Source organism: Pseudomonas sp. NPDC008258 (assembly GCF_042956345.1).
In the GTDB taxonomy this organism is placed as follows: Bacteria; Pseudomonadota; Gammaproteobacteria; order Pseudomonadales; family Pseudomonadaceae; genus Aquipseudomonas.
On sequence record NZ_JBIBGE010000002.1, the window covers coordinates 1 to 21,575 of the forward strand.

The window sequence follows — 21,575 nt, forward strand, 5'->3', positions numbered from 1 at the left end:
CGTTCTTCGGAATAGAAAGGCATGACCATACTCTTGCCGCCCCCGGAATGCTTTTCAAAAAGCGGGGGACACGACAACTACCCTGACACCGGGGGTCAAGATCAAAAGCCACATCAAGATCAAAAGCCACATCAAGATCAAGGGCGGGAGGGGGCTGTTGTTAATTCACTTTGCATGCACCGTAATCGCCACTAACCGCACCACCACCGGCCTGACCATCAGCACGCATACAAACGCCACCGGCATCGCCAACTGGTAAGCCTTCAGCACATTACTCAGGTACTCCGGGTTGACCCCGGCATTCGCCGCCGTGATCACGAAGCACATTAACAGCGCCATGATCGACGACATGTAGAACGCGAATACGTAGGGTGTGGCGCCAGGGTGCAGTTTGCGTCGGCTGCGCGACTGGGACAGGTTGCTCATGCGAACTCCTGAAAGGTAAGTGGAGGCGCAGGTTAGCAAGCCGTTCGGCCGTAACTGTAGACCAGCCGTATTGAGTTCTCTATAAACAGATTCTTACGAATGCATGGGCTCACACATGGACCTGCTCAACGCCATCCGCAGTTTCATCAAGGTTGTCGAAGCCGGCAGCATTGCCGCTGGCGCGCGCAATCTGGGCCTCAGCCCGGCAGCCGTCAGCCAGAACCTGGCAAGGCTGGAAGGCCATTTACAAGTGCGCCTGCTCAGTCGCACTACACGCAGCATGGCGCTCACACCCGCTGGCACGCAGTATTACGAGCGCGTAAAGCACATAGAGCGCGACCTGGCTTTGGCCGAGCAGGCAGTGACTACACCCGAAAGTGAACCCCAAGGCCGGCTGTGCATTGCCTCGACTTCCGCCTTTGGTCGCCACGTTCTGGCGCCGCTGATACCCGCGTTCAGTGCCCGCTATCCACTACTTTCGATAGAATTGGTAACGACTGATCGCCGCGTCAACCATGCCCGCGAAGACGTCGACGTCAGCCTGCGTATTGCCCCGCAACTGGAGGACCAGTTACTGGCCCGGCACATCGCCCGAATACCGTTCATTTGCTGCGCCTCACCCGGCTACCTGCAAAGCGCTGGCGTGCCGGCCACGCCCGAGGCCCTGCGGGAGCACCGCTGCCTGGTATTCCGCTACCCCGTGGACGGGCGTTTTCTGCGCTGGGGCTTCATGCGCGACGGGCTGCGTTTCGAGGCAGAGTTTGGCAGCGTATTGATCAGTGATGACATCGATGCGCTAACCCAAATGGCCCTGCACGATGGCGGCATCACACGCCTGGCCGAATTCATCGTACGGCCACACCTTGCATCTGGCGCGCTGGTGCCGTTGTTCGAATACAGCGACAGTGGCCAGGCCTACGCCCAGACCGAGCCCATGGATATCTACCTGTGCCTGGCAGACCGCTTTGCCATGACCGCCAAGGTACGCGTGTTCATGGACTACCTGCGCGAGTGCCTGGGCGACGGCTGGCAGGTACAGGCATGAAAAAACCGCCACAAGGGCGGTTTTTTGTGCAGTGCGTACGAATCAGAAACGGTAGGTGAGGGATGCACCGATACCGTGAGCGCTGTTCTCGTACTTGGCCTGGTAGCTGCCTTTGGTTGCGCTGACATGGTTGACCTTGACATCCTCTTCCCACAGGTAGGAGTAAGCGACGTCGATTGTCATGTCGTCGCTCGGGCTCCAGCCTGCACCCAGGCTGAAGATCTTGCGATCGCCAGTCGGGATGCGGGGCGAACGGTCCTTGTTGTTGGTCGGCGACTGGTCAACAGTGAAGCCGGTACGCAGTACCCACTCCTTGTTGACCTTGTAAGACGCGCCAATGGCGTGAGCCCAAGTGTCATGCCAGTTCTGCTCTTCGCTGATAGTGCCGAAGTTCGCGCCGATGAGAGGGTTGCCGGCAAGCTGAGCAGGCAGTTCATTGTTGACGGTGATGTCTTTGAGGCGGCTCCAGCGGGTCCAGGTGCTACCTGCGTAGAGGGTCCACTGATCATCCAGCTCGTGAGTCACCGACAGATCCACCGATTCTGGCGTCTTGATCTTCAGCGTCGCGTCAAATTTGGCATCATTCAGATTGATGCCTGCCGGTGGTACTGAGTAGTTGACCTTGGTTTTGCCTTCCAGCTTGTAATCGACCATTGAATGGTAGGTCAGGCCGATGCGAGTGCGGTCGGTAGCCTGAACCAGTATGCCGACGTTGTAGCCGATGGCGACATCGTCGCCCTTGATCTTCACTTCGCCGTCATTTCGACCGGGAGAGAGCGGGTTGACTAGGTTCGAGCCCAGTTCGCCCTCGATGCGGTTGATGGTAGGGCCAAAGCCAATCGAGACCTTGTCGTTGAAGGCATAGCTGACGGTTGGCTGGAAGGTGACCACCTCGACGTGGCTTTTCTTGCCCCAGTAACGTGCGGCGTCATCGCTGCCGTAGTCGGTTACCAGGCCGAACGGTACGTAGACACCGAAGCCTACGCTCCAGTGGTCGTCGATCGGCTTCACGTAGTAACCCATGGGCACGCCCACGAACGGCACCATGTCACCATCGGTTTCCCCCCCGAGGTTGCTGCCTGGGCCCGAGATATCGGACTTGGCGATGACGGCGGCGCCGCCCACGGTGAACTGTTCGCGTTTGAGGCGGGACATGCCGGCCGGGTTGCCAAACACGGTGCTGGCATCTTCGGCAGAAGAAGAACGTCCCGCGAAACCTGTCCCCATGCTGCTGATGCTCTGTTCGTTCAGCGCAAAGCCGCTGGCGAGCAGTTGGCTGGAAGCAAGAGCAACGGCTATGCCGAGGGAGGTTTTGAGCATTACTTTTTTCATTATTAGAAAACTCCTTGGGATCTCCGGGGCGAAAAGCTACCAACAAATCACGCGCCGCGCTATAGCCTCAATCGCAGGAGTTAGAGCGGTTTTGTAGGACAATCCGACCAAAATTCCCTTTTTTCCGGTTTTATTGTAGGACGCGTCTCAAGATGCCTGTGGCAATCTCTGATCTATGCAGGTATGCCAGGCGTGGGTGAAGTCGCGCAGGCGACCCTGGGGGTTGAAAATCTGTCGCCAGATGCGCGCCAGCGCCAGTAAGTCGTCGGCAGCGGGCAGTGGCGTGGCCTGCTCTTCGACGAGCATCCAGGCAATGGCGGTGGAGTAGCGCAGGTTGACGGTAAGCTCCAGGTGCGGGCCGCCAAGGAAGGCGTGCTGGCTGGCGAGGCCGCGTACCAGGCTGGCCAGGTCGGGATCGCGGGCCAGGTAGTCATCCCAGAGTGCCTGGTGGCGATGTTCGCCAATGCGGTAAAGGCCGTGCCCACGTCGGTCATGCAGGGCTGAACCTAGTGCCGACTGGCTGGCGGCGATGCCCAGCAACAAAGCCTCGGCGCTGGCGCATTGACGGTTCAGGTAGACCAGAGTGGGTCGGATCACATACTGACACAATTCATTCGCCGCGATACCCATGATGCCCTCGAGCAGGTAAGGGCCGGACGGGCGCTGGAGCTTGGCAGCTTGTGAATGATCAGGCCCGCCGGAAGCGGCAAGCACCGCTCGAGTTGAAGTGTAGTGTGATAATCGTGGTGTAAAGAGCTGTTTTTAAATCGATTGCTGCCTGACGTACCGGGCTATATGCCCTAAGGCAATTACGCCAAGAACGTTCAGGCAGGCTCGCGACGGGATGATTCAGCGCTTGAATACCGCAGTATTCGCCGCTCACGCAGTGAGCGACTGGCGGGTCCGGGCGATGACCGCCTGCAGCGGTTCTTTGCGGCTGTACTGTTCAGGATACAGGCGCTCGGTGTGGCAGGCGACGCCGTGTTCGTCTACCAGGGTGAAGCTGAAGCTGCCCTTGCGTGGGGCAACGATAAGGCACTTCAACGGCGAGAAGGCCTGGGAGAGGGTGCCAATGGCAGCCTGAATCTGATGATGGGTTTGCATATTGTTGGAGGTTCCTGCTTTAAACACGGGGGTTATGATCCGTGCATGATAGAAACGTTCCAGTGACGCCTTTATTAAGGGACGAACGAACCTGACTGGAACAGGGCAGCCAGAGGGAGCGCAATCAAATGTGGGCGCTTGGGCTGACTGGTAGGTACTTCGGAAGGCAGGCAGCACACCGGGGCCAAGGTTCTAGGCCGTCGGGTGGAATCCTGATCAATCTGTCACGTGATTCGTGCTTGAACAGCGCGAGGCTGGCGAGGGAATCATCGAAGGGGCCGGTCCTGTTTTCAGCAGTGTCACTCTTGGGAGGAGCGGGTCTGCAAGGACGTTATGGCCAAAATTGACTTTCAGCTTGGTACTAACGAGGCGCACCTTACTGGAAATGCAAGCGTTTGGCAAGCACTGCGTTTGTTCAGGTGAGCCGCGCAGTATGGCGTGTATTCGCGTCGCTGTGAAGAGGGGCAAATCGCCCGTATCCAGGCTGATGTGCCCGATCCGTGCACCCTAATGGCGGTTTATGGTGCACTTGTTCACATTCGGGGCAGCGGTTGTAACAGGCCGGCAACACGCTTCGAAAGCCCTGCCAATGCCTTGACTGGGCGGTTAAGTCAATGAAAAAAAACACTATTTTTAGCTGGTGAAAAAATCGTCAGTTTGACACAAAGCCCCAATTCACGGGGCTTTGCGGGGTGTGTGAGGGGGTTGTCCACCGAGTTATCCACAGGAACTGTGGATTGTCCCAAGCGTTTGCTCTAGGGCGGGCGTGCCAGCATCGCGGTGAACTGTCCGACAATCGAAATGCTCCGACAGACCGGTTGGTCATCCCTTCGAAAACGTCAAGAAAAGATCATTTAAATTTTTTTCAATTCTCCAGAAATCGACAGGCCGGGGCGGAAAAAAAAGAGTAGAGTGGCGCGCCTTTCGAGTTGCCAAACCTGTTGCTCATGAAGTTCCGCAGTAAACACCTCGCCAGCACTGCTGCATCGACGCCTCCTCCAAAACGCTTTTCCTTGAAAGTCGCCTTGTGGCTGCTCGACAGCCCGCGCCTGGGCGACAAGCCCCAGGTCAAGCACTTGGCCGGGCGCCTGCTGAAGCAACCGGCACGCCAGGGCGTGGTGGTTGCACAAAGCCGCCTGGGGCAGATGCTGTGCCGCGATTGCGGCAATGCCCGTGACCGGCGTATTGGCCATGAACTGCTACGCCAGGCCGCCCGTGCCGGGGACCGCCGGGCGCAACTGGAGTACGCACGGCTGTGCCAGTACAGCGAGCCGGAGCAGGCGCGCTACTGGCTGGAGCTGGCAGCGGGGCAGGGCTCGCAGGAGGCGCGGCGGCTGTTGCGGCAGTGGTTTCCTGGCTGAGCCCGCTCCTGCAGGCGTCGTGCGTTTTCTGGATTAGGCGCAATACCTGTGGGAGCGGGCATGCCCGCGAAGAGGCCAGCACAGGCAACACACCAGCCAGGCTGATAAGCTGCACTCAATTTGCAACAGAGCGATCGGGGTAAGCATGACAGTGGATCTGGCCAGCATTCTGCTGGGCTTGGTGGCAGGTGCATTGCCCTGCCTGGGGTGGGTCATGCAGGTGCAACGCCGCCAGGGCGCACGACAAGGCGAGCAGGCCTTGCTCGAAGAGCGCCTCAACGCAGCACAGCTGGCCCAGGCTGGCTTGCAGGCGCAGATGGAGGCGAGTCGCGATGAAGTCAGCGACCTCAGCGAAGCCAACGCCGCCAAGCAGGCCCAGCTAGCCGCCCAAGGCCGCGAACTGGAGCTGCTGCAGATCGACCGCGACAACGCCCGTGACGCTGCGCATGCCTGGAGCCTGGAGCGCGCCAACCGTGAAGCCGAGCTGCGCCGTCTGGAGGCGCAGGCCGCACGCCTTGAGGCCGAGCTGCGCGAGCAGCAGGAAAGCCACCAGCAACGCCTGGATGACCTGCAGGAAGCCCGCGACACGCTACGTGCCCAGTTCGCCGACATGGCCACCAAGATCTTCGACGAGCGCGAGCAGCGCTTCGCCCAGACCAGCCAGCAGCACTTGGGCCAGTTGCTCGACCCACTCAAGGAGCGTATCCAGTCCTTCGAAAAACGCGTTGAAGAAAGCTACCAGCAGGAAGCTCGCGAACGCTTTTCCCTGGGCAAGGAGCTGGAGCGCCTGCAACAGCTCAACCTGCGCCTCTCCGATGAGGCGACCAACCTCACCCAGGCCCTGAAGGGCCAGAAAACCCAGGGCAACTGGGGCGAGCTGATTCTCGAGCGGGTGCTGGAACATGCCGGCCTGGAAAAGGGCCGCGAGTACCAGACCCAGGTGAGCCTGAAAAGCGCCGACGGCGAACGTTTCCAGCCCGATGTGCTGATCATGCTGCCCGGCGACAAGCAGGTGGTGGTGGATGCCAAGGTCAGCCTCACGGCGTACCAGCAGTATGTCGCTGGCAATGACGAGGTTGCACTCAAGCAGCACGTGCAGTCGCTGCGCAGCCACGTCAAAGGCCTGTCGAGCAAGGACTACAACCGCCTCGAAGGCCTGCACAGCCTGGATTTCGTGCTGCTGTTCGTGCCCATCGAGGCAGCCTTTTCCGCGGCCCTTCAGGCCGAGCCGAACCTGTTCCAGGAAGCTTTCGACCGGCAGATCGTCATCGTCAGCCCCACAACCTTGCTGGCTACCTTGCGGGTGATCGACAGCCTGTGGAAGCAGGAGCGCCAAGGCCAGAACGCCCGGGAAATTGCCGAGCGCGCCGGCTGGCTGTACGACAAGTTCGTGCTGTTTATCCAGGACCTGGACGAGCTGGGCAGCCGCCTGCAGCAAGTGGACAAGGCCTACGCGGCTGCCCGCAACAAGCTGTGCGAAGGGCGCGGCAACCTGGTCAGCCGCAGCGAACAGCTGAAGCTGCTGGGCGCCCGCGCCAGCAAGAGCCTGCCGGCAGACTTGCTGGAGCGGGCACTCTCCGACGAGGTGCCGGACGCAGCGCTTACTGAACCTGGCTCAGATGGCGATTGAGCAAGGCACGCAAGGCCGCGGGTTTGACCGGCTTGGCCAGGTAGTCCAGCCCGGACGCATGTACCGTGGCGAGGGTTTCCTTGCTGCCGTCGGCGCTGATCACCACACCTGGCACCGGTTCACCCAGGCGCGCACGTAGCCAGCCCATCAGCCCGGTGCCGGTCTCGCCATCATCCAGGTGGTAATCCACCAGCGCCAGGTGCGGGCGCATGCCCTTGGCCAGCAAGGCCTCGCATTCGGCCTGGTTGCGTGCAGTCCATACCTGGCAACCCCAGCGGCTGAGCAGGCTGTTCATGCCGATCAGGATGCTGTCTTCGTTGTCCACGCATAGCACTTGCAGGCCGGCCAGCGGCTGGCCACCCTGCTCAACCGGGGCACTTGGCGCTGGGGCAGCCTGACGCGCAATCGGCACGCTGACACGGAACACCGTGCCCTTGCCCGGCCACGATCGCACTTCCAGCGGGTGCCCCAGCACCCGGCACAAGCCGTCGGCAATCGCCAGCCCCAGGCCCAGGCCTTTTTCGGCGCGGGTCTGGTGGCTGTCCAGGCGTTTGAACTCCTGGAAGATCACCTGCAGCTTGTCGTCGGCGATACCGGGGCCGCGATCCCACACCTCAAGCCACAGGCGCTCGCCCTGGCGCCGTGCGCCCAGCAGGATCGGGCTCTTGCCGTAGCGCAGGGCATTGGTGAGGAAGTTCTGCAGTACCCTGCGTAGCAGCTTCATGTCGCTGTCCACCCGCAAACGGCTGCCACGCAGGCGGAACTCCAGGCCTTTTTCGGCTGCCAGTACCTTGAATTCTGCCCCCAGGGTGTCGAACAGTTCGTTGAGGGCGAAGGGCTTGGCATCCGGGGTGATCTTGCCGTTTTCCAGGCGCGAGATGTCCAGCAGGTCGCTGATCAGCTCTTCGGCCGAGCGCAGCGAGCTGTCCATGTGCTGCACCAGTTGCCGGGCCTCTTCGTTCATGCCCTCGGCCTGCTGCGACAAGGCGGCGGAGAACAGCCGGGCCGCGTTCAACGGTTGCATCAGGTCATGGCTGACAGCCGCCAGGAAGCGGGTTTTGGACTTGCTCACCGCTTCGGCCTGGCTCTTGGCTTCGGACAGTGCCTGGTTCAACTGCGACAGTTCGTGGGTGCGCTCTGCCACCCGTTGCTCCAGGCCTTCGTTGGAATCACGCAGGGCCTGCTCTGCCTCGCGGAACGGGGTGATGTCGGTAAAGCTCATGACGAAGCCGCCGCCTGGCATCGGGTTGCCGATCAGCTCGATCACCCGGCCATTGGGGAACAGCCGTTCGGAGGAATGCGCCCGGCCCTGGCGCATCCAGTGCAGGCGCCGTGCCACATGCACCTGCGCCTCGCCAGGGCCGCACAGGCCGCGCTCGGCGTTGTAGCGGATGATGTCGGCAATCGGCCGGCCTACGCTGATCAGCCCGTCAGGGTAGTTGAACAGCTCCAGATAGCGCCGGTTCCAGGCCACCAGGTGCAGGTTCTGGTCGACCACGCTGATGCCCTGGTTGATGTTCTCGATGGCGCCTTGCAGCAGGGCGCGGTTGAACTGCAGCACCTCACTGGCTTCGTCGGCGATGCGCACCACGTCTTCCAGCTGCATGTCGCGGCCTTCGATGGCGGCTTTGACCACGGCGCGGGTCGAGGAGGTGCCCAGCACCCCGGCCAGCAGGCGTTCGGTGTGCTCGATCCAGTCGCCATCGGCATTCTGGTTGGGGTTGAATCCCTTGCCCTGGCGGTAGGCGAAGCGGATGAAGCTCTGGCGCGCGCGCTCTTCGCCAACAAAGCGCGAGGCCAGGGTCAGCAGGTCGTCGATCTGCACCGCCAGCAGCGGCTTGCTGCTGGGGCGCGCGGTTTGCTGGCCAATGAAGCGGCCGGCCTGCCAGTGCTCGGAAACCCGTGTGCGCGACAGGACCGAGACCCAGGCAAACAGGGTGAAGTTGCCCGCCAGTGACAGCACCACGCCTTGGGTCAGCGGGCTGATCGGCAGGTTCAGCGGGTTGCCGTGCAGCCACGCAAGCCCCGGGAACAGTTGCAGCGACCAGCCCAGGCTATGCGCGGCAATCGGCAGCACCAGGGTGTAGAACCACAGGAAGATACCTGCGGCCAGGCCGGCGAACACGCCGCGCCGGTTGGCCTGCTTCCAGTACAGCGCCCCGAGCATGGCCGGGGTGAGCTGGGTGACGGCGGCGAAGGCGATCTGGCCGATGGTCGCAAGGCTTGCGGTGGAGCCCAGCAGGCGGTAGCTGACATACGCCAGCAGCAGGATAACCACGATGGTTACCCGGCGCACCGACAGCATCCAGTGGCGGAACGCTTCAAACGGCCGCTCGGCGTTGTTGCGGCGCAGCAGCCAGGGCAGCAGCATGTCGTTGGACACCATGGTCGACAGCGCCACGGCCTCGACGATGACCATGCCGGTGGCTGCCGAGGCGCCGCCAATGAACGCCAGCAGGGCCAGGCTCGGGTGCGCCTCGGCCAGTGGCAGGCTGATGACGAACGAGTCGGAAATCACCGTGCCCGGCAGCAGCATCTGCCCGGCCAGGGCAATCGGCACCACGAACAGCGCCGCCAGTGCCAGGTACATCGGGAACACCCAGCGCGCCAGGCGCATGTCCTGGGGTTCGATGTTCTCCACCACGGTGACATGGAACTGCCGCGGCAGGCAGATGATCGCCATCATCGCCACGGCGGTTTGCACCACCATCGACGGCCAGTTGATGGTTTCTTGCCAATAGTCCTGCAAGTGGATCGACTGGCGGGCCTGGCTGAACAGGTCGTCGAAACCGTCATACAGGTTGAAGACCACGAAAATGCCCACGGCCAGGAATGCCAGCAGCTTGATCAGGGACTCGAAGGCAATTGCCAGCACCATGCCGCGGTGGTGCTCGGTCACGTCCAGGCTGCGGGTACCGAACACGATGGCGAACAGCGCCAGCACCAGCGATACCACCAGCGCGGTGTCCTGCACGCGTGTGCCGGTGGCGTCGGCGTTGGCGCCGATCAGCAGGTTCACGCCCAGCACGATGCCTTTGAGCTGCAAGGCAATGTACGGCAGCACGCCGATCAGGCAGATCAGCGCCACCACCACCGCCAGGGTTTGCGATTTGCCGTAGCGCGCAGCAATGAAGTCGGCGATCGAGGTGATGTTCTGCTGCTTGCTGATCAGCACCATCTTCTGCAGCACCCAGGGCGCGAAGACCAGCAGCAACACCGGGCCCAGGTAGATCGGCAGGAACGCCCAGAGCTGTTCGGCGGCCTGGCCGACCGCGCCGAAGAACGTCCAGCTGGTGCAGTACACGGCCAGCGACAGGCTGTACACCCAGGCACGCAGCTTCGGCGGCAACGGCGTGCTGCGGCGGTCGCCATAGAAGGCGATGGCGAACATGACGGCCATATAGGCCAGGGCGACCACGGCGATCAGCCCGCTGGACAACGACATGAAGACTCCGAAGCAAAAAAGGTAACGCGGTCCCGATCAATCAGTCTGGCACGCAGGCGCCGCTTCGTCAGCGCAGACGATAGTCGCAGCGGCAGGTGGTCGCAGGGTTCATCTTCCGCCTTTACGGGCCTCTTCGCGGGCATGCCCGCTCCCACAGGTTCAGTGCAAGTCTTGAGGCCCGTGATAACCCTGTGGGAGCGGGCGTGCCCGCGAAGAGGCCATTACAGCCAACATCAACCCCTGCGGGTACCCAGCCCGTAAAACACCCCCGCCAGTATCACCGACAACACCAGCAGGTAGAAGATCGCCCCCGGCCACATATGCGCCAGGGCAAACCCCACCATCACCGGCCCCAGCGCCGCCCCTAGGTTGGACAGGTTCTGCGCACCGTAATACACCCCGCGCAGATGCTCCGGTGCAATCAGGTCGATGAACATGTACTCGGCCGGAATCACAATGATCTCGCCCAGCGTGAACACCAGCATCGCCAGGCACCACGCCAGCACCGAGCCCGCCAGTGAAAACCCCAGCAGCCCGGCAATGAACAGGCCCATGCCCGCCAGCAACCAGGGCATCAGGCGCTGACGGCTGATACGCCGGCCGATCAGGTACTGCAAGGCAATCACCGTGACTGCGTTGGTGGTGACCAGATAGCCCACCAGCCGTGCGGCCTCGGCCGGGCTGGTGGTCATGACCAGGTACTGCGACAGGTAGGCAGTGAACTGGCCGAACACCACAGCGCTCAGCACGCCGCCCAGGGTGAAGCACACCAGCCGCCGGTCCCGGGCCAGCTCCATGACCACCTGGCCGAAACCGGCACCGGGTTTGTCGGCTACGCCGGCTTCCAGGCTGCGGTCGCCAAGGCGCCAGTAGGCCAGGCACATAGCCAGGCCAAGCAGGGCCGAGGCAATGAACGGCATGTGGTCGTCCAGCTCCAGCATGGCCACGCCCAGCAACGGGCCTGCGGCGTAGCCGACGTTGCTGAGGGTGTACTTGATGGCGAACACCTCAGCCCGTTCCTCCACCGGCAGCAAGGCGCAAAAGCCCGCCTTGGCGGCGATGTCGACCACCGCCAGGGCCAGGTTGATCAGCACCAGGCACAAGAAGAACAGCAACGCTGAACGGCTGGCGACAGCGCCGACGAAGGCCAGGGCGAACAGCAGGGTGCTGGCGCTGACCAGCGTGTGGTTGCGCAAGGTGTCGACCAGATGGCCGCCATACAGGCTCAGCAGCGAGGCGATGATCAGCGCGCCGCCGATCAGCAGGCCGATCTGGCTGATCGGCAGCTGGAAATTGTCGGCCAGGTACACCACCAGATACGGCAGGGTGAGGGCACGGGCGACGGTGAGGGTGAAGGTGGTGGTGAGCAGCAGGCGAACGGTGTGCGGGTAGCGTTTGATGGCGGCGAGCATTGCCACGTCCTTGTTGTTCTGGTTTGCCGGGCTCAAGCATATGCCAACAGCGGCCTGCTGCGCAGGCCATTCGCGGGCATGCCCGCTCCCACAGTTAGTGCGCCGATGCGAAGACTGTGGGAGCGGGCGCGCCCGCGAAGAATCCCACGCGGAGTTCTCGACAGGCGGAGGATTGACAGCCCGCCAGCCACGCGGAATACTCTGGCAAAATTCATATATATGTTTATATAACAAGACGAGAGCGAGACCCATGCACCCATTGACCGGTGATGCTCGACTGCCCCGCTACCAACAACTGCGCGACCACATGGTCGAGCAGATCGCCAATAACCGCTGGCGCCCGGGTGAGGCGATCCCGACCGAAGCTGCCCTGGCTACCGAGTTCGACATGTCGGTCGGTACCGTACGCAAGGCCGTCGATGTGCTGGTGGCCGAAGGCGTGCTGGAGCGTCAGCAGGGCCGCGGTACCTTCATTCGCCGCCCGCAGTTCCAGTCCTCGCTGTTCCGCTTCTTCCGCTTCGAGGCCGCCAATGGCGAGCGTGTAGTGCCGCAAAGCCGCATCCTCTCCATCGAGCCGCTGGTGGCGCCATCGGCCGTGGCCGAGGCCCTGGGCCTGGCGGTGGAAGCCGAAGTGATCCGCATTGTCCGTACCCGACTGCTCGGCGCTCAGCCTGTGCTGGCCGAAGAAATCTGGCTGCCGCGCCACACCTTCCAGCCGTTGCTGGACGTGGACCTGAACAGTAAGGGCCCGTTGCTGTACCCGATCTACGAGGAACTGTGCGGCCAGGTAGTGGCCTATGCCGAAGAAACCCTCACCGCCGAAGCGGTCGACGCGGTGCATGGCCGTTTGTTGCAACTGCCGGCTGACAGCCCGGTGGTGGTGATCGAGCGTCTGGCCCGGGACTACGCTGGCAAGCCGCTTGAATGGCGCCGCTCGCGCGGCCATGCGCAGCACTTCCGCTACCGCATCGACATCCGCTAAGCCGGCCGCGTCACCCTTGTACCTGCCTGCGCCGTGCTGCCACGGCGCAGTGGCTTCGCCTGCCCGTTACACACAACTAGAAGGATAAAAATCATGTTCAGCTGGTATCGCCAGATCACCTCACGGGAACGCAAGACGTTCTGGGCCTGTTTCGGCGGCTGGTCACTCGATGCCCTGGAAGTGCAGATGTTCGGCCTGGCCATCCCCGCGCTGATCGCTGCGTTCTCGCTGACCAAGGGCGACGCCGGCCTGATCAGTGGCCTGACCCTGGTAACGTCGGCGATCGGCGGCTGGCTGGGCGGCACCTTGTCCGACCGTTATGGTCGCGTGCGCACCCTGCAATGGATGATTCTCTGGTTTTCCTTCTTCACCTTCCTTTCGGCGTTCGTCACCGGCTTTTATCCGCTGTTGTTCGTCAAGGCCATGCAAGGCTTTGGCATTGGTGGCGAATGGGCTGCGGGCGCGGTGCTGATGGCCGAAACCATCAACCCGAAATACCGCGGCAAGGTCATGGGCACGGTGCAGAGCGCCTGGGCCGTGGGTTGGGGCCTGGCGGTGGCGCTGTTCACGCTGATCTACTCGCTGGTGCCACAGGAGTTTGCCTGGCGGGTGATGTTCTTTGTCGGCCTGCTGCCGTCGCTGCTGATCATCTGGGTACGCCGCAACGTGCCCGAGCCAGACAGCTTCCAGCGCCTGCAGAAGGAAAACGCCATCCCGGTCAGCTTCCTCACGTCCATGGCCGGCATCTTCCGCCCGGAACTGCTACGCGTGACCCTGCTTGGCGGTTTGCTCGGCCTGGGTGCCCATGGTGGTTACCACGCGGTGATGACCTGGTTGCCGACCTTCCTCAAGACCGAACGCAACCTCTCGGTGCTGAACTCCGGTGGCTACCTGGCGGTGATCATCCTGGCATTCTGGTGTGGTTGCGTGGTCAGCGGCCTGCTGATCGACCGCATCGGTCGGCGCAAGAACATCCTGCTGTTCGCGCTGTGTTGCGTGCTGACCGTTCAGGCCTACGTATTCTTCCCGCTGACCAATACGCAGATGCTGTTCCTCGGCTTCCCGCTGGGCTTCTTCGCCGCCGGCATCCCTGCCAGCCTGGGCGCATTCTTCAATGAGCTTTACCCGGCCGATGTGCGCGGCGCCGGGGTGGGCTTCTGCTACAACTTCGGCCGTGTGCTGTCGGCGGTGTTCCCGTTCCTGGTGGGCCACATGAGCGAGTCGATGTCGCTGGGCAGTGCCATCGGCATCGACGCCGGCATTGCCTACGGCGTAGCGGTTATCGCCGCGCTGTGCTTGCCGGAAACCCGTGGCCGTAACCTTGAATCTGCACCTGTGCCTGAAGTGGCCGGTGCTGTCGCCAAGTAACCTTGCCTTGTTTGTATGAGAACCATGCCCGACGCTCCTGCTTTACACCTGACCGCCATCGATAGCCATGCCCACGTGTTCAGCCGTGGGCTGAACCTGGCCAGTGCGCGGCGTTACGCGCCCAGCTACGACGCACCGCTGGGCGACTACCTGGGCCAGCTGCTGGTCCATGGTTTCAGCCATGGCGTGCTGGTTCAGCCCAGCTTCCTGGGCACCGATAACCGCTACCTGCTCAGTGCCCTGCAAACGGCGCCGGGGCAGTTGCGCGGGGTGGTGATGCTGGAGCAGGACGTCGAGCGCGAGACGCTGGACGAGATGGCCCGGCTAGGCGTAAGGGGCGTGCGCCTTAACCTCATGGGCCAGGCGTTGCCCGACCTTGCCGGCGCCGAGTGGCGGCCCTTGCTGGAGCGTATTGGCGAGCAGGGCTGGCACCTGGAGTTGCACCGCCATGTGGCGGACATTCCGGCGCTGGTACGGGCGCTAGAGCCTTATGGCCTGGACATTGTCATCGATCATTTCGGCCGGCCTGATGCCCGCCGTGGCCTGGGCCAGCCAGGCTTTGCCGAACTGCTGACCCTGGGTGGTCGGGGCAGGGTATGGGTAAAGGTCTCAGGCATCTACAGGCTGGAAGGTTCGCCGCAAGAGAACCTGGTCTTTGCCCGCCAGGCGTTGTGTGCGCTGGAAGCCCATTACGGGGCCGAGCGGTTGATGTGGGGCAGTGACTGGCCCCATACACAGCACGAGTCGGCGGTGAGTTTCGGTGCCGTGGTCGAGCAGTTCGAGGCGCTGGGCTGTACGGCGCAGTTGCGCCAGGCGTTGTTGGTGGATACTGCCCGGGCACTGTTCGGTTTCGAATGATGTAACGCCTGTTCCGGCCTCTTCGCGGGCAAGCCCGCTCCCACAGTTACTGCACAATCCCTGAGACTTGTGCAGTAACTGTGGGAGCGGGCTTGCCCGCGAAGAGGCCAGTACAGGCCGGCACCTGAGTCGCCATGCTTGCCAGCCAAGGCATTTTGCATGCAGATTTGTGGCTTGACGCCCCCGGCGCGCCTCCAATTGAAAAGCCCTCAGGACCAAGGACGATGAGTCACTCCTCGCAATTCACCTTGCTCGGCAAGCGGCGTTTCCTGCCGTTTTTCATCACCCAGTCGCTGGGTGCCTTCAACGACAACCTGTTCAAGCAGTCGCTGATCCTGGCGATCCTGTTCAAGCTCAGCCTGGGCGACGGTGACCGTTCCATCTGGGTCAACCTGTGCGCCTTGCTGTTCATCCTGCCGTTCTTTCTGTTCTCGGCGCTGGGCGGGCAGTTTGGCGAGAAGTTCGCCAAGGACGCGCTGATCCGTGCAATCAAACTGGCCGAGATCGTCATCATGGCCATCGGTGCACTGGGCTTTATCACCAACCACCTGGCGCTGATGCTGGTGGCGCTGTTCGGCATGGGTACCCATTCGGCGTTGTTCGGCCCGGTGAAGTATTCGATCCTGCCGCAGGCGCTGCGCGAAGAAGAGCTGGTCGGCGGTAACGGGTTGGTGGAAACAGGCACCTTCCTGGCCATCCTTGCCGGCACCATCGGTGCCGGGGTGATGATGTCGGCCGATAGCTACGCCACGGTGGTGGCCGGCGGCGTGGTGGGCACTGCGGTGCTCGGTTACCTGGCCAGCCGCTGGATACCGCGGGCCGCTGCCGCTTCGCCGCACATGCCGCTGGACTGGAATATCTTCAAGCAGTCGTGGGCCATCCTGCGCATGGGGTTGGGCCAGACACCAGCGGTATCGCGCTCGATTGTCGGCAACTCGTGGTTCTGGTTCGTCGGTGCCATCTACCTTACGCAGATCCCGGCTTACGCCAAAGACTGGCTGCACGGCGATGGCACGGTGGTGACCCTGGTGCTGACACTGTTCTCGGTGGGCATTGCCCTGGGGTCGCTGCTGTGCGAACGGCTTAGCGGGCGCAAGGTGGAGATCGGCCTGGTGCCGTTCGGCTCGTTCGGCCTGACCCTGTTCGGCCTGCTGTGGTGGTGGCATTCCGGCGATGTGCCGGCTGCATCGGCCCCGCACGACTGGTTGACGCTGCTGGGCATGGGCCAGGCCTGGTGGATCCTGCTGTCAATCGTCGGCCTTGGGGTGTTCGGTGGCTTCTATATCGTGCCGCTGTACGCACTGATCCAGGCCCGCACGGCCGAAGACCAGCGCGCCCGGGTGATCGCCGCCAACAACATCCTCAATGCCTTGTTCATGGTGGTGTCGGCGGTGCTCACCATCATCCTGCTGGGGCTGGCAGGTTTCACTATCCCGCAGCTGTTTCTGGTGGTGTCGCTGCTGAACATCGCGGTCAACGCCTACATCTTCAGGATCGTGCCTGAGTTCACCATGCGTTTCCTGATCTGGCTGCTCAGCCATTCAATGTACCGTGTGCAGCATCGCGACCTGGAGCGTATCCCCGATGAAGGCGCGGCGCTGCTGGTGTGCAACCACGTTTCATTCGTCGATGCCCTGCTGCTGGGCGGGGCGATCCGCCGGCCGATCCGCTTTGTCATGTACTACAAGATCTACAACCTGCCGGTGCTCAACTTCGTGTTCCGCACGGCTGGCGCCATCCCGATTGCCGGGCGCAATGAGGACCTCGCCATCTACGAACGCGCTTTCGCACGCATTGCCCAGTACCTGGCCGATGGCGAGTTGGTGTGCATTTTCCCGGAGGGCAAGCTGACCGGCGACGGCGAGATCGATGTGTTCAAGGGCGGCGTCAACCGTATCCTTGAGGAAACGCCGGTGCCGGTGATCCCATTGGCGTTGCAGGGGCTGTGGGGGAGTTTCTTCAGCCGTGACCCGGCCAAGGGCTTCTTCAAGCGGCTGTGGTCGAGGGTAACCATCGTGGCGGGCGCCGCCATTCCCGTGGAGGCGGCGCAGCCAGAATTGTTGCGCGAGCAGGTCAGCCGCCTGCGCGGTGACCTGCGCTAGGGGGAGTGGTCAGCTGGCGCTGACTTTCAGGCCGACAAGGCCGCAGACGATCAGCGCCACACTGACCAGCCGTATCAGCGCCATGGACTCGCCGAACAGGATGATGCCGGCGATGACCGTGCCAACTGCGCCAACGCCAGTCCAGATGGCATAAGCGGTGCCCAGCGGCAGCTCTTTCATGGCCAGGCCCAGCAGGCCAAGGCTGATGACCATGGCACCGACAGTAAGCACGGTAGGAATCGGCTTGCTGAAGCCGTCGGTGTACTTCAGGCCAACGGCCCAGCCGACCTCGAACAGGCCGGCGAAGAACAGGATGATCCAGGACATAGGTGTGTCTCCATCGTTTGAATGATGGGGCCGTCCCCTGAGTGGTCACGCGGTGCGTCGTGAGGTCGTCCTCACAGTGGGCAATATAGTGCCCAGCTGGAAGGTTCTGGGCAAGCCTGTAAGGGCCTCTTCGCGGGCACGCCCGCTCCCACAGGATTCCCACAGGGCTGAACATTGTGCGATCCCTGTGGGAGCGGGCGTGCCCGCGAAGAGGCCGGCAAAGCCTGCATCAATGCCTGGCTGGCTCCACCTGTTCAGCTTCAACCCCAGCCTCACCCATCCGCCGGAACCAGGTCGACAGCAGCGCCCCGGAAATATTGTGCCAAACACTGAACAACGCACTCGGCACTGCCGCCAGCGGCGAAAAGTGTGCCGCCGCCAATGCTGCCCCCAGCCCGGAATTCTGCATGCCCACCTCCAGCGCCAGCGACTTGCGCTGGGCCAGCGGCAGCTTGCACAGCTTGCCGGTCAGGTACCCCAGCAAATAGCCGAAGCTGTTGTGCAGCATTACCACCGCCATGATCAGCAGCCCTGACTCGGCGATCTTCGCCTGGCTGGCCGCGACCACTGCGCACACGATCATCACGATGCTCACCACCGACACCAGCGGTAGCACCTGCACCGCCGCCTGCACCCGGGCGCCGAGCAAGCGCTGGGCCACGACGCCGAGCACGATCGGCAGCATCACCAGCTGCAGGATCGACCAGAACATGTCCATGAAGGACACCGGCAACCAGGCCGAGGCCAGGAACCAGATCAGCGCCGGGGTCAGCAGCGGGGCCAGCAGGGTGGTGACCGCAGCGATTGCCACTGCCAGCGCCAGGTCCCCGCGGGACAGCCATACCATCACGTTCGACGCCGTGCCGCTCGGGCAGCAGCCAACCAGGATCACGCCCACGGCAATTTCCGGTGGCAGGTGGAACAGTTGGCACAGCAGCCAGGCCATGCCCGGCATGATCACGAAGTGCGCGACCACCCCCAGCATCACCCGCCAGGGCTGGCGGGCGAGGGCGGCGAAGTCGTCCAGTTTGAGGGTGAGGCCCATGCCGAACATCACCAGGCCCAGCAGCGGCACGATGGCGACCTTGAGCGCGATGAACCATTGCGGTTGCAGGAAGGCGAGCACGGCAAATACCAGCACCCACAGGGCAAAGGTATTGCCGACGAAGCGGCTGAGGGCGGCGAGGGCACGCATGGGGCAATTCCTTTTCTATTTATAGGCTCAAGAGTTTCACTGGCCTCTTCGCGGGCAAGCCCGCTCCCACAGGTATTGCACAGTCTTCAGATTCTGTGGGGAGCCTGTGGGAGCGGGCTTGCCCGCGAAGAGGCCGGTACTGGCGAAAACTCACTCTCAGGCCAGCACCGGCATTTCAAGACACCTCAGACCCCTTGCGGAATCTCCTCCCCGCCCAGCGCCTCGAACAGCACTGGCAGGAACTCGGCAAAGGTCATCATCATCAACTGGAAGCTGGCATCGAACTGCTGCGCCGCCTCATCACCACCGTCCTGCTCGGCCTGCTCTTGCAGCAGCTCTTCGAACTTCAGGCGCTTGATCACCATCTTGTCGTCCAGGATGAACGACAGCTTGTCCTGCCAGGCCAGGGCCAGCTGGGTCACCACCTTGCCAGTGCTCAGGTGCAGCTGGATTTCCTCGCTGGTCAGGTCCTGGCGCTTGCAGCGCACGATGCCGCCGTCTTCGGCAGTGTCGCGCAGCTCGCACTCGTCCAGCACATAGAAGCCTTCGGCGGCCTGCTGCGACTTGACCCAGTCGGTCATGGTGGCAACCGGTGCAATTTTCACCGTGGCCGGGCGCACGGGCAGCGAGCCCATCACTTCTCGCAGGGTCGACAGCAGGTCTTCGGCACGCTTGGCGCTGGCCGAGTTCACCAGGATCACACCCTGGCGTGGGGCGATGGCGGCAAAGATCATCGAGCGGCGGATGAACGCGCGCGGCAGGAAGGCCTGGATGATCTCGTCCTTGATCTGGTCGCGCTCCTTCTTGTAGACCTTGCGCATCTGCTCGGTCTCGATCTCCTCGACCTTTTCCTTGACCGCGTCGTTGACCACGCTGCTCGGCAGGATGCGTTCTTCCTTGCGTGCGGCAATCAGCAGGTACTCACCGCTGACATGCACCAGAGGAGCGTCTTCGCCTTTGCCGAACGGCGCGACGAAACCATAGGTGGTCAGCTCCTGGCTGGCGCAGGGGCGGGCCGGCTTGCTGGCCAGGGCGGCCTCCAGCGCTTCAGGCTCGAACGGGACTTCCTGGGTCAGGCGGTAGGTCAGCAGGTTCTTGAACCACATGAGGGGCAACTCTCCTTAATGCATAAGGCGGGCATTATTCTCCGTGTAGTGATCTGAGGCCAGCCCTGTCAGAGGGCCAGCAGCGGCTTAACCCTCACTTAAACACCCGGCAACGCTAGGTCTTTGAAAGGCATGAGGTTTTTTTTGAAAAAAGTTTAAAAAGTGCTTGCCAGGGTGCAGGGCCGTCCGTAGAATGCGCGCCACACCGAGACGAAGGGTGATTAGCTCAGCCGGGAGAGCATCTGCCTTACAAGCAGAGGGTCGGCGGTTCGATCCCGTCATCACCCACCACTCGATGTATAGCGCAGCGGTAGTTCAGTCGGTTAGAATACCGGCCTGTCACGCCGGGGGTCGCGGGTTCGAGTCCCGTCCGCTGCGCCATATTCCACTTCCAGGGCCCACTGAACACCCGGAAGTAACAGAGAAAGCGACCTTAGGGTCGCTTTTTTTGTGCCTGAAATTTGCGGGCTGATTTATTTTTGCCAAATCTTCGATAAGTGCTTGCCAGAGCGCCAAGTCGCCCGTAGAATGCGCGCCACACCGAGAGACATGGGTGATTAGCTCAGCCGGGAGAGCATCTGCCTTACAAGCAGAGGGTCGGCGGTTCGATCCCGTCATCACCCACCACTCGATGTATAGCGCAGCGGTAGTTCAGTCGGTTAGAATACCGGCCTGTCACGCCGGGGGTCGCGGGTTCGAGTCCCGTCCGCTGCGCCATATTCCACTTCCAGGGCCTACTGAACACCCGGAAGTAACAAACAAAGCGACCTTAGGGTCGCTTTTTTTGTGGCTGCGATTTCAGCTTCAGCGCTCTTCCTCGCGCAACGTCAGCACCTCAAACCCGTCCTCAGTCACTGCCACCGTGTGTTCCCACTGCGCCGACAGGCAGTGGTCTCGGGTAATCACCGTCCAGCCATCTTTCAACGTGCGCGTGCCACGCCCACCCTGGTTGATCATCGGCTCGATGGTAAACACCATTCCCGGCTTCAGCTTCATGCCCATGCCGCGCTGGCCGATGTGCAGCACCTCCGGCCCTTCATGCATCTGCTGGCCGATACCATGCCCGCAATACTCGCGCACCACGCTGTAGCCCGCGGCCTCGGCATGGGTTTGCACGGCATGGCCGATATCGCCCAGCGTGGCCCCTGGGCGTACCTGTTCGATGCCTTCCCACAGCGCGTCATAGGTGGTGTCCACCAGGCGCCGGGCCTCGTGGCTGACTGGCCCGATGCAGTACATCTTTGACGAGTCGGCGATATAACCGCCTTGCTCCAGCGTGATGTCGACGTTGATGATCGAGCCCTCTTTCAGCACCTCATCGACCCTGGGTATGCCGTGGCACACAACGTGGTCCACCGAGGTATTGAGTGAGTAGGGGAAACCGTACTGGCCTTTGCTCGCTGGCCGCGACTTGAGTGTGTTGACGATGAATGCATCGGCGTGGTCGTTGATTTGCATCGTCGTGATGCCGGGGCGGATGAAGCTGTCGAGCTCGGCGAACACCTGCGCCAGCAGCTGGCCGGCGCGGCGCATCAGGTCGAGTTGGGCGGGGGTCTTGAGGATCACCTGGGACATAAGGAGAGTGCAGTTGCTCATGCTGGAATGTGCCCCAGCATAGCGCCAGCGGATGTGAGGTTGCCACCGCATGGTGCGTAGCCTGTGCCGGCCTCTTCGCGGGCTTGCCCGCTCCCACAGGTACAGCACCGGCCTCAGGCACAGTGATATCCCTGTGGGAGCGGGCAAGCCCGCGAAAGGGCCGGTACAGCTGGCCCATTAATTGCTGACTTACGCTTCATCCAGGGCCATCAACGTCGACAGCCCACAAAACCTCACGACAAAGGCGCCGTGTTGCCCCGCTTGCTCAGCAAGCCGGGGCAGCCGG

Annotated in this window: 17 protein-coding genes and 4 tRNA genes; 11 read left to right on the forward strand and 10 right to left on the reverse strand. The window is 62.4% G+C overall.

What is annotated here, in order from left to right:
- Nucleotides 1-165 precede the first annotated feature (165 nt).
- Nucleotides 166-426, reverse strand: a complete 261-nt coding sequence (locus tag ACFY9W_RS01530) for a DUF2798 domain-containing protein (protein WP_391124822.1) — start codon at nucleotides 424-426, stop codon at nucleotides 166-168.
- 115 nt (nucleotides 427-541) lie between these two features.
- Between ACFY9W_RS01530 and ACFY9W_RS01535 the strand changes: the two genes are divergently transcribed.
- Complete coding sequence (locus ACFY9W_RS01535) at nucleotides 542-1,471, forward strand: LysR substrate-binding domain-containing protein (protein ID WP_391124825.1); 930 nt, start codon at nucleotides 542-544, stop codon at nucleotides 1,469-1,471.
- Between the two features lie 42 nt (nucleotides 1,472-1,513).
- Here ACFY9W_RS01535 and ACFY9W_RS01540 read toward each other — a convergent pair whose 3' ends face one another.
- From ACFY9W_RS01540 to ACFY9W_RS01550, 3 genes are all read right to left on the reverse strand, one after another.
- Nucleotides 1,514-2,803 carry an outer membrane protein transport protein gene (locus ACFY9W_RS01540; RefSeq protein WP_391124827.1) on the reverse strand — a complete coding sequence of 430 codons (1,290 nt, stop codon included), beginning with the start codon at nucleotides 2,801-2,803 and terminating at the stop codon, nucleotides 1,514-1,516.
- A 147-nt stretch (nucleotides 2,804-2,950) separates the two neighbouring features.
- A complete protein-coding gene (locus tag ACFY9W_RS01545; RefSeq protein ID WP_391124830.1) occupies nucleotides 2,951-3,433 on the reverse strand; it encodes a hypothetical protein in 483 nt (160 codons plus the stop codon).
- Nucleotides 3,434-3,682: 249 nt separating this feature from the next.
- Nucleotides 3,683-3,907: a hypothetical protein gene (locus ACFY9W_RS01550; protein ID WP_264309910.1), complete on the reverse strand. Its 225-nt coding sequence runs from the start codon at nucleotides 3,905-3,907 to the stop codon at nucleotides 3,683-3,685.
- Between the two features lie 947 nt (nucleotides 3,908-4,854).
- Between ACFY9W_RS01550 and ACFY9W_RS01555 the strand changes: the two genes are divergently transcribed.
- A complete protein-coding gene (locus ACFY9W_RS01555) occupies nucleotides 4,855-5,268 on the forward strand; it encodes a tetratricopeptide repeat protein (protein WP_391124834.1) in 414 nt (137 codons plus the stop codon).
- 259 nt (nucleotides 5,269-5,527) lie between these two features.
- Nucleotides 5,528-6,898 (forward strand): DNA recombination protein RmuC, encoded by a 1,371-nt coding sequence (gene rmuC, locus ACFY9W_RS01560; RefSeq protein ID WP_391125454.1) that lies wholly within the window; start codon nucleotides 5,528-5,530, stop codon nucleotides 6,896-6,898.
- On the opposite strand, the gene ACFY9W_RS01565 is transcribed toward rmuC, so the two are convergent.
- Together ACFY9W_RS01565 and ACFY9W_RS01570 are read right to left on the reverse strand one after the other, a co-directional pair.
- Nucleotides 6,870-10,343 carry a NahK/ErcS family hybrid sensor histidine kinase/response regulator gene (locus ACFY9W_RS01565; protein ID WP_391124837.1) on the reverse strand — a complete coding sequence of 1,158 codons (3,474 nt, stop codon included), beginning with the start codon at nucleotides 10,341-10,343 and terminating at the stop codon, nucleotides 6,870-6,872. The two genes, rmuC and ACFY9W_RS01565, sit on opposite strands and share 29 nt — an antisense overlap.
- Nucleotides 10,344-10,576: 233 nt before the next feature.
- The gene (locus ACFY9W_RS01570) at nucleotides 10,577-11,755 is read right to left on the reverse strand and encodes an MFS transporter (RefSeq protein WP_391124839.1); all 1,179 of its coding nucleotides are present in this window, start codon (nucleotides 11,753-11,755) and stop codon (nucleotides 10,577-10,579) included.
- A 250-nt stretch (nucleotides 11,756-12,005) separates the two neighbouring features.
- On the opposite strand from ACFY9W_RS01570, the gene ACFY9W_RS01575 reads away from it, so the two are divergent.
- From ACFY9W_RS01575 to ACFY9W_RS01590, 4 genes are all read left to right on the forward strand, one after another.
- Entirely contained in the window at nucleotides 12,006-12,737 is a 732-nt protein-coding gene (locus ACFY9W_RS01575) for a UTRA domain-containing protein (protein WP_391124841.1), read from the forward strand.
- 93 nt (nucleotides 12,738-12,830) lie between these two features.
- Complete coding sequence (locus ACFY9W_RS01580; RefSeq protein WP_391124843.1) at nucleotides 12,831-14,105, forward strand: MFS transporter; 1,275 nt, start codon at nucleotides 12,831-12,833, stop codon at nucleotides 14,103-14,105.
- A 24-nt stretch (nucleotides 14,106-14,129) separates the two neighbouring features.
- Nucleotides 14,130-14,963: an amidohydrolase family protein gene (locus ACFY9W_RS01585; protein ID WP_391124845.1), complete on the forward strand. Its 834-nt coding sequence runs from the start codon at nucleotides 14,130-14,132 to the stop codon at nucleotides 14,961-14,963.
- A gap of 224 nt (nucleotides 14,964-15,187) precedes the next feature.
- The gene (locus ACFY9W_RS01590; protein ID WP_391124847.1) at nucleotides 15,188-17,065 is read left to right on the forward strand and encodes a 1-acyl-sn-glycerol-3-phosphate acyltransferase; all 1,878 of its coding nucleotides are present in this window, start codon (nucleotides 15,188-15,190) and stop codon (nucleotides 17,063-17,065) included.
- Nucleotides 17,066-17,074: 9 nt separating this feature from the next.
- On the opposite strand, the gene sugE is transcribed toward ACFY9W_RS01590, so the two are convergent.
- The 3 genes from sugE to rdgC form a co-directional block, all read right to left on the reverse strand.
- Nucleotides 17,075-17,392, reverse strand: a complete 318-nt coding sequence (gene sugE, locus ACFY9W_RS01595; RefSeq protein ID WP_391124850.1) for a quaternary ammonium compound efflux SMR transporter SugE — start codon at nucleotides 17,390-17,392, stop codon at nucleotides 17,075-17,077.
- 229 nt (nucleotides 17,393-17,621) lie between these two features.
- Nucleotides 17,622-18,587, reverse strand: coding sequence for a bile acid:sodium symporter (locus tag ACFY9W_RS01600; RefSeq protein WP_391124853.1), 966 nt, complete (start codon nucleotides 18,585-18,587; stop codon nucleotides 17,622-17,624).
- Nucleotides 18,588-18,772: 185 nt separating this feature from the next.
- Nucleotides 18,773-19,693, reverse strand: coding sequence for a recombination-associated protein RdgC (gene rdgC, locus ACFY9W_RS01605; RefSeq protein ID WP_110745610.1), 921 nt, complete (start codon nucleotides 19,691-19,693; stop codon nucleotides 18,773-18,775).
- A 215-nt stretch (nucleotides 19,694-19,908) separates the two neighbouring features.
- On the opposite strand from rdgC, the gene ACFY9W_RS01610 reads away from it, so the two are divergent.
- From ACFY9W_RS01610 to ACFY9W_RS01625, 4 genes are all read left to right on the forward strand, one after another.
- Nucleotides 19,909-19,984: transfer RNA gene (locus ACFY9W_RS01610), tRNA-Val, on the forward strand.
- A gap of 13 nt (nucleotides 19,985-19,997) precedes the next feature.
- Nucleotides 19,998-20,074 (forward strand) — tRNA-Asp (locus ACFY9W_RS01615).
- A 170-nt stretch (nucleotides 20,075-20,244) separates the two neighbouring features.
- A tRNA-Val gene (locus ACFY9W_RS01620) sits at nucleotides 20,245-20,320 on the forward strand.
- 13 nt (nucleotides 20,321-20,333) lie between these two features.
- Nucleotides 20,334-20,410 (forward strand) — tRNA-Asp (locus ACFY9W_RS01625).
- An 87-nt stretch (nucleotides 20,411-20,497) separates the two neighbouring features.
- Here ACFY9W_RS01625 and map read toward each other — a convergent pair.
- The gene (gene map / locus ACFY9W_RS01630; RefSeq protein ID WP_391124857.1) at nucleotides 20,498-21,289 is read right to left on the reverse strand and encodes a type I methionyl aminopeptidase; all 792 of its coding nucleotides are present in this window, start codon (nucleotides 21,287-21,289) and stop codon (nucleotides 20,498-20,500) included.
- Between the last annotated feature and the right edge of the window lie 286 nt (nucleotides 21,290-21,575).

Excerpts from the sequence above, each read along its gene's own strand:
- ACFY9W_RS01545 (WP_391124830.1), bottom strand. The coding sequence starts at position 3,433 with ATGGGTATCGCGGCGAATGAATTGTGTCAGTATGTGATCCGACCCACT.
- ACFY9W_RS01565 (WP_391124837.1), bottom strand. The coding sequence starts at position 10,343 with ATGTCGTTGTCCAGCGGGCTGATCGCCGTGGTCGCCCTGGCCTATATG.
- ACFY9W_RS01580 (WP_391124843.1), top strand. The coding sequence starts at position 12,831 with ATGTTCAGCTGGTATCGCCAGATCACCTCACGGGAACGCAAGACGTTC.
- ACFY9W_RS01600 (WP_391124853.1), bottom strand. The coding sequence starts at position 18,587 with ATGCGTGCCCTCGCCGCCCTCAGCCGCTTCGTCGGCAATACCTTTGCC.
- sugE (WP_391124850.1), bottom strand. The coding sequence starts at position 17,392 with ATGTCCTGGATCATCCTGTTCTTCGCCGGCCTGTTCGAGGTCGGCTGG.
- ACFY9W_RS01530 (WP_391124822.1), bottom strand. The coding sequence starts at position 426 with ATGAGCAACCTGTCCCAGTCGCGCAGCCGACGCAAACTGCACCCTGGC.
- ACFY9W_RS01585 (WP_391124845.1), top strand. The coding sequence starts at position 14,130 with ATGCCCGACGCTCCTGCTTTACACCTGACCGCCATCGATAGCCATGCC.
- ACFY9W_RS01535 (WP_391124825.1), top strand. The coding sequence starts at position 542 with ATGGACCTGCTCAACGCCATCCGCAGTTTCATCAAGGTTGTCGAAGCC.
- rdgC (WP_110745610.1), bottom strand. The coding sequence starts at position 19,693 with ATGTGGTTCAAGAACCTGCTGACCTACCGCCTGACCCAGGAAGTCCCG.
- map (WP_391124857.1), bottom strand. The coding sequence starts at position 21,289 with ATGAGCAACTGCACTCTCCTTATGTCCCAGGTGATCCTCAAGACCCCC.
- ACFY9W_RS01550 (WP_264309910.1), bottom strand. The coding sequence starts at position 3,907 with ATGCAAACCCATCATCAGATTCAGGCTGCCATTGGCACCCTCTCCCAG.
- ACFY9W_RS01555 (WP_391124834.1), top strand. The coding sequence starts at position 4,855 with ATGAAGTTCCGCAGTAAACACCTCGCCAGCACTGCTGCATCGACGCCT.
- ACFY9W_RS01575 (WP_391124841.1), top strand. The coding sequence starts at position 12,006 with ATGCACCCATTGACCGGTGATGCTCGACTGCCCCGCTACCAACAACTG.
- ACFY9W_RS01590 (WP_391124847.1), top strand. The coding sequence starts at position 15,188 with ATGAGTCACTCCTCGCAATTCACCTTGCTCGGCAAGCGGCGTTTCCTG.
- ACFY9W_RS01570 (WP_391124839.1), bottom strand. The coding sequence starts at position 11,755 with ATGCTCGCCGCCATCAAACGCTACCCGCACACCGTTCGCCTGCTGCTC.
- ACFY9W_RS01540 (WP_391124827.1), bottom strand. The coding sequence starts at position 2,803 with ATGAAAAAAGTAATGCTCAAAACCTCCCTCGGCATAGCCGTTGCTCTT.